The 12,752-nt window shown below is 40.4% G+C and carries 12 protein-coding genes; 11 read left to right on the top strand and 1 reads right to left on the bottom strand.

Going from position 1 to position 12,752, the window contains the following annotated elements; all coding sequences use genetic code 11:
* Nucleotides 1-7: 7 nt before the first annotated feature.
* Nucleotides 8-1,096 (bottom strand): putative glycoside hydrolase, encoded by a 1,089-nt coding sequence (locus tag BO15_RS0103375; protein WP_167541203.1) that lies wholly within the window; start codon nucleotides 1,094-1,096, stop codon nucleotides 8-10.
* Nucleotides 1,097-1,329: 233 nt separating this feature from the next.
* On the opposite strand from BO15_RS0103375, the gene BO15_RS0103370 reads away from it, so the two are divergent.
* The 11 genes from BO15_RS0103370 (at nucleotide 1,330) to BO15_RS0103325 (ending at nucleotide 12,751) form a co-directional block, all read left to right on the top strand.
* Nucleotides 1,330-3,789, top strand: a complete 2,460-nt coding sequence (locus tag BO15_RS0103370) for a hypothetical protein (protein WP_033152438.1) — start codon at nucleotides 1,330-1,332, stop codon at nucleotides 3,787-3,789.
* A 105-nt stretch (nucleotides 3,790-3,894) separates the two neighbouring features.
* Nucleotides 3,895-4,428 carry a zinc ribbon domain-containing protein gene (locus tag BO15_RS0103365; RefSeq protein ID WP_052169748.1) on the top strand — a complete coding sequence of 178 codons (534 nt, stop codon included), beginning with the start codon at nucleotides 3,895-3,897 and terminating at the stop codon, nucleotides 4,426-4,428.
* A gap of 6 nt (nucleotides 4,429-4,434) precedes the next feature.
* Entirely contained in the window at nucleotides 4,435-4,848 is a 414-nt protein-coding gene (locus BO15_RS0103360; protein ID WP_033152436.1) for a hypothetical protein, read from the top strand.
* Between the two features lie 66 nt (nucleotides 4,849-4,914).
* Nucleotides 4,915-5,091 (top strand): hypothetical protein, encoded by a 177-nt coding sequence (locus BO15_RS13615; RefSeq protein ID WP_157752308.1) that lies wholly within the window; start codon nucleotides 4,915-4,917, stop codon nucleotides 5,089-5,091.
* 145 nt (nucleotides 5,092-5,236) lie between these two features.
* A complete protein-coding gene (locus tag BO15_RS0103355; RefSeq protein WP_033152434.1) occupies nucleotides 5,237-6,148 on the top strand; it encodes a DMT family transporter in 912 nt (303 codons plus the stop codon).
* 42 nt (nucleotides 6,149-6,190) lie between these two features.
* A complete protein-coding gene (locus BO15_RS0103350) occupies nucleotides 6,191-6,994 on the top strand; it encodes a LarC family nickel insertion protein (RefSeq protein ID WP_033152433.1) in 804 nt (267 codons plus the stop codon).
* Nucleotides 6,995-7,018: 24 nt separating this feature from the next.
* Nucleotides 7,019-8,389 carry a sensor domain-containing diguanylate cyclase gene (locus BO15_RS0103345; RefSeq protein ID WP_033152428.1) on the top strand — a complete coding sequence of 457 codons (1,371 nt, stop codon included), beginning with the start codon at nucleotides 7,019-7,021 and terminating at the stop codon, nucleotides 8,387-8,389.
* An 8-nt stretch (nucleotides 8,390-8,397) separates the two neighbouring features.
* On the top strand, nucleotides 8,398-9,333 hold the full coding sequence (locus BO15_RS0103340) for an AraC family transcriptional regulator (protein WP_033152420.1): 936 nt from the start codon (nucleotides 8,398-8,400) through the stop codon (nucleotides 9,331-9,333).
* 235 nt (nucleotides 9,334-9,568) lie between these two features.
* Nucleotides 9,569-10,933, top strand: a complete 1,365-nt coding sequence (locus BO15_RS0103335; RefSeq protein ID WP_033152419.1) for an ABC transporter substrate-binding protein — start codon at nucleotides 9,569-9,571, stop codon at nucleotides 10,931-10,933.
* Between the two features lie 107 nt (nucleotides 10,934-11,040).
* Nucleotides 11,041-11,922, top strand: a complete 882-nt coding sequence (locus tag BO15_RS0103330) for a carbohydrate ABC transporter permease (protein WP_033154658.1) — start codon at nucleotides 11,041-11,043, stop codon at nucleotides 11,920-11,922.
* A gap of 16 nt (nucleotides 11,923-11,938) precedes the next feature.
* Entirely contained in the window at nucleotides 11,939-12,751 is an 813-nt protein-coding gene (locus tag BO15_RS0103325; protein ID WP_033152417.1) for a carbohydrate ABC transporter permease, read from the top strand.
* Nucleotide 12,752 lies beyond the last annotated feature (1 nt).

Genomic DNA, 12,752 nt, shown 5'->3' with positions numbered 1-12,752 from the left:
AAAGTGATTACTCCGATAAAACAGAGTAATCACTTTTTGAATTCCATAAAATCCACTCATCATAGCCGGCATCGTAGACAGCCTGAATCTCGCTGTCGATGGCGGCTTTATCATATTCTATGTGGCCTTCCACATTTTCTGCGGTGAAAGCCTGAAGCCATGGGCGGACTGTCGATTTATCTTCATCTGCGATGGAAGCCAGCGCATCAGTGGAGCCAGATAAAGCACCGTAGATGGTATCGTAAGGATTGGCATCGGGTACATCCAGACCGAAATCTCCGGCAGCATAATGAGATGGATAAATCATTGGGCTGATGTAATCAACAGTTGAGGCGAAGTCAGTGTAGCTTTGTCCGATGTGTTTTGCATCCACATCACTTGTAATGATTGTTCCGAAGACATTGGCGCTGACAGGGGTAAAAGCTTTTTCATGAACAGCAGAAGTGATTTGTGAAAGGAAGCTGTTGATGTATTCTTGTCTGCTTTCATCATCAGAGGCAACGCCATAAACAGCATCTTCTGAGTTCTGGCCTACTGGAAAACGAACATAGTCAAGCTGTATCTCATCAAAACCGAGGAGAGCGCAATCTACAGCAATGTCTGTCACATAATCCCATACTTCCTGTTTGCATGGATTAACCCATGCATTTCCCATTGAATCAACCACTGGCTCACCAGTTGAATCCAACAACGCCAGCTCAGGATAAGCCTCAGCTAAAACTGGATCCTTAAAACAGGAAATTCGTCCAATGACGTAAATATCGTTATCATGAAGGGTTTGCAGTAGCACTTTAATGTCTTTTATGTATGGGATACAAGCTTTGGTCTCGTCGGTATCTGGATTGTCTAGATAAAAGGAGATGTTTCCGGAATCTTCCTTAATATCAAGTACAACAGCATTTAAATCAGTGGAGTTGATAAGATCTATTAATTCATCCATTTTTTCAGCGCCGGCGGTTGGCGCAGTCACATAGATGCCATGGACCTTAGGATGTGAGAAGGAATGTTCATCAGGTGAAATAATAGGAGCGGATCCATTATCATCACTATGTTCATTGATAACGGAGGCTTTATTAACTGAACTTATAATCAGCACGGCAACAAGAATGGCCGCGGAAATTCCAAATGCAATAGCTAAAGGTAAATATCGTTTTATATATTTCATAAAAATCTCCCCAAAAGTATGTTAGGTATAATAATACAACATATTTAAATAATTTTAAAACGCTCTGACAAAATAGTGCTAGAATTAGAACAAGAGATTTGTTGTAATGAGAATGATTCTATGATACAAAATATAGTAAAAATCTTAGGATAATAGGAGTGGCTATGACATATTTAACTTGTTTTTTTCTCGATAATGAGAAGGATATTATTGTAAATCTCTACAAGAATCTAGACAGGATGTACTATGTCCTGACCACGCCAAATCACAGTACGGGCAACCTCATTCGTAACCTTTCAAAAACCTGTAAGCTTCCGCTATCTCAGGATGACAATGGAATGCTTATTATCACAGACGAAATCCCATGTTTTATAGATGGAAATAATCAGGAAAGCTATATATTCAAGCTGGCAGAAACAGAGATTGCAAGCATTTATCCAGATGGCACTGTAGAAAGAAAAGCTACAATCCCTGCCATTGCAAAGACACTCATGAGCCAGACAAAGGATTTCAAGCTTCCTGCTGGAAAGACCATATTCAAAACATTCATCCGCAAGGATTTAAAATTCAGAGCAGATTTGCACACCCACATGAACGGCAATTTAACAGGCGATATCCTTATTGCGCTGGGAATCGCTCATCAGATTCGCTATCCACTTTATTATGTGAAGAAGCTGGAGCTACAGCTCACTGACGCTCAGTGGGAAAAGGTAAATGCGCAGCGTGAAAAGGTTGCTCGCCAGTTCGTTTCTTCGGATTTACAGGGCAAGTATCTGGACCGCAGAATCAATGATAATACATTTATAAACTTTGCAGACCTAATCCTAAATAACCTGGACAATGCAGAGATGAATATCGTAAAGATTAGAAATTCTCTGGCTGTTATCAAGGATGGACAGGCCGTATTTACAAATCTGGAAAAGGTTTACCTATATCGCTATGTATTCTGTAAGGGAAAAGAAAGCGAGGAGCAGATACCTTTTGCAAAGGTGGATATGATTCCAGATGAGGATGTTAAAAACGCCCTTAAGCAGATGCTTCGTGATAGGGAAAATCCTGATTATTGTCACAATACAATCTTCCAGGATAAGCTTCTTTGGATTGCCAGAAGCTACAAAAAGCAGGGCGTTTGCTATGCAGAAATCAGTGACACAACCCTTGTTAAAAAGTACGAATCAATCGAAATGCTTAGACAGGTACATGCGGTGATGCCAAGCATCTACCAGGAGACGGGCGTCATGATTCGTTTCCTTGCAGCTATGCGACGTATCCCTCTTACAATCGTAAAGGATGCCGTCACTCCAGCCAACTACTTAGAGCAGAACCTAGAGGTGCTTAAGGCTACAGCCCTTGATCCATACGTGGCAGGCTGCGACTTCGTAGGTGAGGAGATAAACGATATCATCACTCTCAAGCCTGCCTTCAAAGAAATCGTAAAGATTGCAAAGGCAGACCCAAGCTTTGTTATCAGAGTTCATGCAGGAGAAAACGATAGCCAAAAGGATAACATCGCTCATTCAATTGCCTGTGTAAAAGAATCATTAGAGCCAGGTCAGCAGATGCCAAGAATGCGATTAGGCCATGGACTTTATACATACAGCCTTGCTTCGAAGAAGGGCAAGGAGACATTAAAAGAGCTTAAGGAAAACAATGTGGTTCTTGAGTTCCAGATTACAAGTAACGTTAGATTGAACAACCTGAACTCACTTCAGAACCATCCACTTAAGCAGTACCTTGAAAAAGAAATTTCCTGCGTGCAGGGTACAGATGGTGCAGCCCTTTATGGCACAAACTCTATCGACGAGCAGCTTTCTCTGGAGAAAATGCTTGGTCTTACAGACGAAGAGCTTAAGCAAATGCATGATTCCGAGAGCAAGATAATCGAAGAGAGCCAGAAGGCATATTCTACTAAGAAGGCAGCATTCACAGAGCTCTTAGGTGACAGAGACATGGAGGAGGTTCTACTTGAAAAGATGCAGGCTGTTACCATTTCAAAGGCCAAGGCAAAATCTGCACCAAAGCTTGATGCCAACACAGAGCTGAAGGACCAGATCGAGGAAATCACATGGGATAGAACACCAGTTGTTCTCTTGGGAGGAAGCTTTAACACTGAAAATAGAACAACCAAAATCAGCGCCAATGCTATAAAGCAAATGGACGACATGCTCGAATACATGAGCCCAGATGAGGTTTGCTTTGTCATAGGTCATAAGCTTTCCGGCTATGAAAAATATCTTTTAGACCACAATGATAAGGGCTTCAGAATCTACTCATTTGTGCCATCACTCATCACAAAAAAAGAGGCAGAAAAAATCAAAGACGCCAATGTGAAGGTGCGAGTATCGATTGAGTCGGAAGGCATGGGAATATACAAAAGTATTAACTATGAGATTTTCGAGCGCCGCCCATCAGTGGTAGTAGCCTTCGATGGAAACAGTGCAGCAGCTAATCTTATTCAGGAAGCAAAGAATGGAAAAGGCCGCTCAGCTATCCTGATTTGGAACCATTCAAAGACTCTTATGCAGAAGGCAAAATCCCTTCACGGCTATGTATATTCCTTCGATGGGGACAATCAGTTGGTAGATATGCTTGACTCATTAAAAACTAAATTTAAGAGCAAATAAATAGCTCAAATTTATTTACTAAAAAAAGCAAATGAGCTATATTTAAAGGAGCGAATTTTAGCGACATAATAACAAAAAGGAAGAATATTTGTTAAGGAGGAAAAAATGGGTTTTTTTGATGATTTTGGAAAAAAGATTTCCGATGCTAGTCAAGGAGCTATTGCTAAAACAAAAGATTTTGCAGATGTAGCAAAGCTTAACTCAAATATTTCAGATGAGGAGCGCAGAATCAACAATGCATATCAGCAGATTGGTAAGCTCTATTTTGAAATGCATCTTGAAGACTTTGAAGATTGCTTCAAGGATCACTTTGCTGCAATCAATGAATCACTTGGAAAGATTCAAGACTACAGACAGCAGATTACAAACATTAAGGGCGTTGTAAAGTGCCCTAACTGCGGAGCTGAGGTTCCTAAGGATTCAGCTTTCTGTAGCTCATGCGGTACACCAGTACCAAAGCAGGATGTACCTGCAGCAGAGGCAGTTCCAGTAGAGGAAGCAACTCCTGTTGAGGCACCTGCAGAGGAGGCTCCAGCAGTAGAAGCCCCAGTAGAAAAGAAGTGCCCATCATGCGGTGCAACACTTGAAAATGGTGCATTATTCTGCACAAATTGTGGAACTAAAGTAGAGGAGAATTAATAGATTATGGAAAAGACAAAATTAGGTTTACCAGTAGGTTTATTTGGAGCATTTGCGATTGCAGCAGTAGGTTTTGGTGGATATGTAGCAACAGCTCTTGTAGTAGGATATGTTCTTCTTATGGAAGAAAACACATGGTTAAAGAAGGCTGTAGTTAAGGCAGCTGCAACAATGGTATTCTTTGATTTCCTTATTGCATTAGTTGGAATCATTCCAGATGCTGCTGATTGGGTTGTATCTCTCATCAATACATTTGGTGCAGATATCTACGGAAACTTTGTTTCAAATATCTTCAACCTTGTATGCAGTGTGCTTAGCATCTGCGAAGATATCATCTTCCTTGGTCTTATCTTCAAGGCTCTTAACCAGGGCACAATTGCTATTCCATTTGTTGATGGTTTAGTTGACAAGAATATGTAATATAAATTTCATCATTTAAACAAACTAATTTGCTATACTGACCCCACAGTAAAGGTGGGATGCAGTATGGATTACAATTGGCAAGACGAGAGTAAGCCTTATAGTTCTGACGATGCATATGAGGATTTGGAAAAGCTTAAAGAAATGCTTCACGAGGCTCAGCGCAAAATCAACAGAGGCAAGCTTGAGAAAAGCGATATTGATTTGAGCATCAATATCGAAGTAGATGAAAATAATAAATAGTGTTTAAACCCCTGATTATTCTAATCAGGGGTATTATTTTATATAAACCGTGAAAACTCGGTGAATTTTGCAAAAAAGATTGCGTGCTACTTAATAAAAAATATATAATAAACCCGTAAATTAAATAAAGAAATGAGGAAAAATTATGTGGTTATTTTTTACCCTCGCAACAACCTTTATCTGGGGTCTTGCGGAGCTATTCTATAAGAAAGGGGCAAGACCGGAAGAGAAATTCGCACACCTAAAGATTTGCGTTTCAGTAGGTGTGATTATGGGTATGCATGCAATCTTCACATTGCTTACTCAGGATATCGGATATGATCCAATCAACCTTGTCCGTTACCTTCCAGTATCCCTTTGTTACATTCTTTCAATGGCATTTTCGTTCTTTGGAATGCGATTCATTGAGGAATCAATCTCAGATCCAATCGAGAACACATCAGGTGCCATCGTATCACTTATGTGCGTAATCATCCTTGGTGAGACAATTGCCACAGGCTCAATCATTGCAATCGTCATCATCGTTATCGGTATCCTTGGACTTGGATTCCTTGAGAACAACGGCGATACAGACCGAAAGAAAAAGCTTGGAAAGAAGATGGCAATTATCGCATTTGCGATGCCATTCTGTTATGCAACACTTGATGCACTTGGAACATTCCTTGATATCTATTATTTGGAAATGGAAACAAGTCCACTTGCAAACGTAAAAGAGGCAACAATCGAAGAGGTGGCAAACACATCTTATGAGCTTACATTCTTCATTGGTGCAATCATTCTTTTGCTTTTCATGTGGAGCCGCGGAGTGAAGTTTGAGCTTCCAAAGCAGAGAGATAAAGTGCTTGCAGGTGTTTGCGAGACAGCAGGTCAGTTTACATACGTATATGCCATGAGTGGAAACGGTGCAATCGCTGCGCCAATCATTTCAGCAGTATGCGTAGTATCACTTACACTTTCAAGAATCTTCCTTAAAGAAAAGCTTACAAGAAAGCAGTATCTATTCTTGTTCCTTGTTATCGCAGGTATTCTAATTTTAGCGACAATTGAGGGAGACTAAAAATCGTAAATGCGATATAATCAAGATAATAAAGGAGATAAAATGGGGCGTACATTATATTTGGAATGTAATTCAGGCATCAGTGGCGATATGACTGTAGGTGCGCTTTTAGACTTGGGGGCCGATAAACAATATCTATCAGAGGTCCTAAGCACAATAAAGGCCGAGGGCTTCAAGATTGCATACAGCAGAGTGAAGCGAGCAGGCTTGGATTGCATGGATTTTGATGTAATCCTTGATGAGGAGCATGATGGACACGATCATGATATGGATTATCTTTATGGACATCTCCATGAGGAACATCATCATGACCACGACCATGAACATCATCATGAGCATAGGGACATGAAGGAGATAAATCAAATTATCGATTCTGCAGCCCTTACAGATAGAGCAAGAGAGATTGCCAAAAGAATTTTTAATGTGTTGGCAGAGGCAGAATCAAAGGCTCATGGGGTACCGGTGGAGCAGGTTCATTTCCACGAAGTGGGGGCTATCGATTCTATCGTTGATATCATTTCCATCGCAGTTTGCATGGATAATTTAGATATCACTGAAGTGATCGTTCCAAAGCTATACGAAGGCCAGGGAACAGTCAGATGTCAGCATGGAATTTTGCCAGTGCCGGTGCCAGCAGTGACCAATATTGTTTCTGAATACAAAATTGGATTAGAAATTCTAGATATCAATGGAGAGTTAGTCACTCCAACAGGGGCTGCCACTGTAGCAGCACTTAGAACAAGCGATACATTGCCAAAGGAATTCGTGATTGAAAAAGTTGGCATGGGTAGCGGTAAACGAGACTATGGTTTAGCAGGTTTTTTACGAGCAATGATTATTAAATAATCGGGGAGAAAAGGGGTTACTTACATGGAGAAGATTGAAGAATTTAAGGATTACTCAGCTAGTGAAGTTTTGTATATGCTAAAGGATTTGCCTGATGCCTGCTGTGTTTTCAGGGTTATGACAGATCCTTTTGGCACTGTACATGACATGCAGTTCATTTTCGTAAACGAAAAATATGCATCTTTAGTTGGAAAACCAACAGCAGAATTAATGGGTGCAACATACTATACAACTGTTTCAAACAGGGATGAGGATTGGATAAGACTCAGCTATCAGTCTGCAATTATGCGTCAATCGGTCATCAATCGCACGTTCAATACGCAGTTCAACAAATGGTTTGAATTCTGGGCAGTTCCTGTCTATAAAAAAGGCTTCTGTGCCTTCATCATTCATGATGTTACAGCAGAAAAGCGCAGAGAGGAAAACCATGAAATAACATCTAATTCTAATAATCTAATCTTGGATTGCGCCAAGGTTCTTTCCACAAGCGATTTTAAAAGAGGCATTAGGGCTACACTTAAGTCTCTTGGCACTAAATTAAAAGCAGATAGAGTTTATATCGTAGAATCAAAAGGTGGCGATCTGGGAGATATCTATGAGTGGACTGATAAAAAAAGCGGCACAGGCTTGCCAAACAGAAAAGACTTTGAGCGATTCGATTTCTTCACAATGTGGGATAGGCAGTTGCTGGAGAATAGGGTTGTAATTGTTGAGGATACAAAAGAAATCATTAAGAAAAATAAAGAAGTATACGAGGATGTGCTTCAGGGAACAATTTCCCGTTACATTATCACGGCTATACAGGACAAGGGTGAGACAATCGGCTATCTTGTTGCCGACAATTTCTCTTTGAACCTGGAAATAAATGTGGCAGAAGTATTTGAAACGGTTTCAATATTCATTTCCGAGGAGCTTAGAAACTACATCCTTGGTCAGGAAATGCAATATATGAGTTCACATGATGCTATGACAAACCTTAGAAACAGGAATGCATTTACAGCAACTCTAAACATGATAGAGGGTATGAAGATATCTGTTGGTGTCTGCTTTGCTGATATTAATGGCCTTAAGGCAATCAATGATGAGCAGGGCCACGATGCAGGTGACGAGTACATAAAGGAAGCGGGAGCCATTGTAGAATCAGTCTTTAAAAAGAAATACAGCTATCGAATTGGTGGGGACGAGTTTGTTGCTATCGTACCTCAGGTTGAGAAGGATTATTTCGAAGAGCTGGTAGCAAAGCTTCGTAAGAAATGTAAAAAAGTATCAATGGCCATAGGAGCAACATGGCAGGAAAATGCAGAAAATATGGAAGAGATGATTAACACTGCCGACAAGCTGATGTACAATGATAAGGCAGAGTTCTATTCTTTAAATAACGACCGAAGACGCTAGGATATATTATGGCAAAACAGAAAAAGCAGATTGAATACAGATATTATGAGATTCCAGAAGGTCATTATGTAATGGCTCTTTTGGGAGATAGTTGGGTTCGTAGCTACGGAGCGGAGCAGGAAAATCTGCTTCATTTCCACAACTACATGGAGATTGGTTACTGCTATTGGGGCAATGGCCAGCTTACAATCGAGGAGGCCAATGTTAATTACAAAGGCGGTATAATCACCATCATCCCAGAGAATATTCCACACGAGACCAAAAGTATCAACAATGGAATCTGTAAATGGGAGTATCTGTACATCGATATTAACAGCTTCATAAAAAAGGAAATGCAGTTCAAGCGCATGCTTCCTGAGGAAGTAATAAAGCGCCTTAACAATCAGGGCTATGTAATTCAGTGGAATCAGAATAAGACATTGAATACCATTGTTAGAAACATTATTGAGGAATATCGTGAGCAAAAGCCTTACTATAAGGAATCTGTAAAGGGCTATCTGAGAGCATTTATAGTGGAGCTGCTTCGTATCAACGAGGATATGAGTTCTTCCCTTACAATCGAGGAGAAACGCTTAAATAGCTACATCGAAAAGAGTATAAATTACTTTGCAGAACACTTCGCAGAGGAAATAAAGATGGCAGATGTTGCCGATGAATGCGGCCTTTCTGAAAGCCATTTTAGACGAATATTCGAAGAGACCATGAGCATGAAGCCTTTAGATTATTTGAACATGGTTCGAATAGACAAGGCATGCGAGATAATCCAGAACAAGGATTACGCCATGGAGGAAGTTGGATTTAGAGTTGGATATCAGACTCCATCAACCTTCAACCGCAATTTCAAAAAGCTCACTGGCAAGACTCCATACCAGTGGAAAAAAGAAGAGAATCATTTAGGAATAACAAAAAAGAATTATCAAATCAGTGCAAAGAAAGGATGGTAATTTAGCTAATGCTAAATCACCATCCTTTTTTCACGTTCTCAACATATTTTCGTAGAAAAACAATTATTTAACAATCTTTGATAGTCGAATTTGCACTTTTTTAGAGCAAATTTGTCAGACAATAACCATATATAACTAGTATTATGACCATATGAGGGGTAGGTATTGGGTAATAAGTTGTGCATGATGCACAATAGCCCCCGAACAATTTATACAAATGAAGGAGAAGAAGAGAATGAAGAGAAGATTACTTTCACTCATGCTTGTTGGTGCAATGGCAGCTTCTATGGTAGCATGCGGCAGCTCAAGCTCAGACACAGCAGCAACAGGCGATGCTGCTACAACAGAGGATGGCGCAGCAGCTGCAGCCGATGTTCAGTCAGATGACGAGAACACACTTACAGTTTATGCTTGGGACGAAAACTTCAATATCCCAGCACTTCAGGCAGCTGAGAAGGATTACCAGGATGTTAATCCAGATTTCCATCTTGAAATCATCACACAGTCACAGTCTTCAGATGTTGAGAATGCTGTAACACTTGCAGCAGAGGCTGGTGACTACAGCACATTACCAGATATCGTACTTTTCCAGGATCACTACATCCAGCAGTACGTTACAAATTATCCAGATGCATGGCAGGATGTTGACGATGCTGATTGCGATTGGTCAGGACTTGGAGCTGAAAAGCTTTCATACTCTACAATCGATGGCAAGCATTACGGATTCCCTGTAGATGCAGGAACAGCAATTTTTGCTTACAGAACAGACCTTCTTGAGCAGGCTGGTTACACAATCGACGATGTAACAGGCATTACTTGGGATGAGTTCGATGAGATTGGTAAAGATGTATACGCTGCAACAGGCAAGTATTTACTTTGCATGGACGGCGACGGAAACGACTTATTCTACATGATGCTTCAGGCTGAAGGTGCTTCACAGTTTAAAGACGGTGAGCCATACTTCACAGAGAATGAAAAGCTTGTAGATGTATTCAACGTAGTAGTTAAACTTGCTCAGGACAATGTTCTTTACCTTGCAAATGACTGGTCAGACTACACAGATCAGGCTATCCAGGGCGACATGGTTGCAGGTGTTTACAATGGTAACTGGATCATTCCTACAATCGAGCAGGTTGCAGACAACGCAGGTAAGTGGGAAATCACAACAGCTCCTACACTTACAGGTGAAGAAGGATATGCTTCAAATGGTGGTTCTTCACTTTACATCACAGCTAACTGCTCAAAGACAGACCTTGCTAAGGACTTCTTAGCTTACACATTTGGTGGTCGTTCAGCAGAGGACGGACAGTCTACAACATATGATGAGGCACTTACAAACGGTGGTGTTATCGGAACATGTGCAGCAGCTGCAGAGTCAGATGTTTACCAGCAGGGTGTTGCTTACTTCAACGATCAGCCAATCTACGCAACAATCGTTGAGTACACACAGCATGTACCAACAGTTGAGCAGTCAGATTATCACTACTCAGCACGTACACAGCTTGCTACAGCTCTTCAGAGCGTACTTACAGACGGTGTAGATGTTGACACTGCACTTGAGAATGCAGAGCAGCAGCTTAGATTTGATATGGGATTATAATTCCAATCAACTAAAAAGTACTAAAAGATAATTTTTGGGGAAGTGGTAAACCCACTTCCCTTTTTTAAAAAGAAGAGGGAAACATCGTGGAAAAGAGAAGAAGAGGAATGACGCTTGCTAATAAGCAATTAGCAGCCGGCTGGATTTTTCTTACACCAGCAACAATACTCATTTTCATAATGAGTTTTTATCCAATTATTAAGGCTTTTATAACATCATTAAAAACAGGTAAGGGCGTAAATATCGCATTTGCAGACCCACTTACTTACAATTACACTCGAATGCTACAGGATAGTATTTTCATGACATCCATGAAAAATACATTCTTTTATTTAATAATACAGGTTCCTATCATGTTGGTGCTTGCCATCCTATTGGCTCAGCTTCTTAACAACAAGGACTTAAAGTTCAAGGGACTTTTCAGAACATGTATCTTTTTACCATGTGCTACATCACTGGTTTCATACTCTTTGATTTTCAAGTCAATGTTTGCAACACAGGGTCTTATCAATTCAGTTCTTATGAAGATTGGTATCATCAGCGAGAACATCAACTGGCTTGGAACTCCAGCAACAGCAAAGGCCGTAATCATCATTGCTTTGATTTGGAGATGGACAGGATACAACATGGTATTCTACCTTGCAGGACTTCAGAACATTGAATACTCAGTATATGAAGCAGCAAAAATCGATGGTGCAAGTGGTTGGAAGACATTCTGGTACATTACAGTACCACTTCTTAAGCCAACAATCGTTATGACAGCAATCATGTCAATCAACGGTACATTACAGCTCTTCGACGAGTCAATGAACTTGACTAGTGGTGGACCTGCAAACTCAACAATCACAATGTCACACTACATTTACAACCAGGCATTTGGTCAAGGTGTTGGTCAGTTAGGATACACATCTGCAATGTCATTTATCGTATTCATTTTGGTTGGTATTCTAGCGTTTATTAGTTTGAAAGTAGGTGATTCACGTGACTAAAAAGAGAAATAAATCAATGATACAGCGTAGGCTCATACCTACTTACATCTTTTTGATAATCTGCTCGCTAATATCAGTTTTCCCATTGTATTGGATGATTGCAGCAGCAACAAATGAATCACTTGCAGTAGCTAGAGGTTCAATTGCATTTGGTAATCAGCTTGCTGTAAACTTTGAGCATTTACAAACAGCTGTACAGGGCACACTTTGGAGCAGTATGGGCAACTCATTCTTCTACTCAATTGTGCAGACTATATTTACACTTTTTGTATGTTCAATCGCAGGTTATGGCTTCGAGCTTTATCACGACAAGGGAAAGGATAGACTTTTCGGAATCCTTCTTCTTGCTATGATGGTTCCTGCAGTTGCAACAATGGTTCCTTTGTACGGACTTATTTCAAAAGCAAAATTACTTAATAGTGTTTGGGCGTTCATCCTTCCAGGAATCTCAACACCATTTATGATTATGATGTTCAGACAGAATTCTCGTAATTTCCCACCTGACATCATGGAAGCAGCCAGAATTGATGGACTTCCTGAATGGAAAATCTTCTTCAAGATGTATGTTCCAATTCAGAAATCAATCTATGCAGCAGCTGCTGTTATCACATTTATGAATGCATGGAACGCATATATGTGGCCAAAGGTAGTAATGAGCGACAACCGTGCTCAGACAATGCCAATGTTCATAGCAAACATTTCAAGTGGTTACACCGTAGATTACGGTATGACAATGCTTGGCGTATTATTCTGCTCAGTGCCTACAATGTTCGTATTCTTCGTACTTCAGAAGCAGTTTGCAGAAGGAATTACAGGATCGGTAAAATAAA

This window comes from Pseudobutyrivibrio ruminis HUN009, from assembly GCF_000703005.1.
Taxonomy (GTDB): domain Bacteria; phylum Bacillota; class Clostridia; order Lachnospirales; family Lachnospiraceae; genus Pseudobutyrivibrio; species Pseudobutyrivibrio ruminis_A.
The sequence above is the reverse complement of the archived record's forward strand: the minus strand, read 5'-3'. Positions and strand labels throughout refer to the sequence as shown.

What these genes read in the sequence shown, in the direction of transcription:
- BO15_RS0103370 (WP_033152438.1), top strand. Translation starts at nt 1,330, where the DNA reads ATGACATATTTAACTTGTTTTTTTCTCGATAATGAGAAGGATATTATT.
- BO15_RS0103365 (WP_052169748.1), top strand. Translation starts at nt 3,895, where the DNA reads ATGGGTTTTTTTGATGATTTTGGAAAAAAGATTTCCGATGCTAGTCAA.
- BO15_RS0103360 (WP_033152436.1), top strand. Translation starts at nt 4,435, where the DNA reads ATGGAAAAGACAAAATTAGGTTTACCAGTAGGTTTATTTGGAGCATTT.
- BO15_RS13615 (WP_157752308.1), top strand. Translation starts at nt 4,915, where the DNA reads ATGGATTACAATTGGCAAGACGAGAGTAAGCCTTATAGTTCTGACGAT.
- BO15_RS0103355 (WP_033152434.1), top strand. Translation starts at nt 5,237, where the DNA reads ATGTGGTTATTTTTTACCCTCGCAACAACCTTTATCTGGGGTCTTGCG.
- BO15_RS0103350 (WP_033152433.1), top strand. Translation starts at nt 6,191, where the DNA reads ATGGGGCGTACATTATATTTGGAATGTAATTCAGGCATCAGTGGCGAT.
- BO15_RS0103345 (WP_033152428.1), top strand. Translation starts at nt 7,019, where the DNA reads ATGGAGAAGATTGAAGAATTTAAGGATTACTCAGCTAGTGAAGTTTTG.
- BO15_RS0103340 (WP_033152420.1), top strand. Translation starts at nt 8,398, where the DNA reads ATGGCAAAACAGAAAAAGCAGATTGAATACAGATATTATGAGATTCCA.
- BO15_RS0103335 (WP_033152419.1), top strand. Translation starts at nt 9,569, where the DNA reads ATGAAGAGAAGATTACTTTCACTCATGCTTGTTGGTGCAATGGCAGCT.
- BO15_RS0103330 (WP_033154658.1), top strand. Translation starts at nt 11,041, where the DNA reads ATGACGCTTGCTAATAAGCAATTAGCAGCCGGCTGGATTTTTCTTACA.
- BO15_RS0103325 (WP_033152417.1), top strand. Translation starts at nt 11,939, where the DNA reads ATGATACAGCGTAGGCTCATACCTACTTACATCTTTTTGATAATCTGC.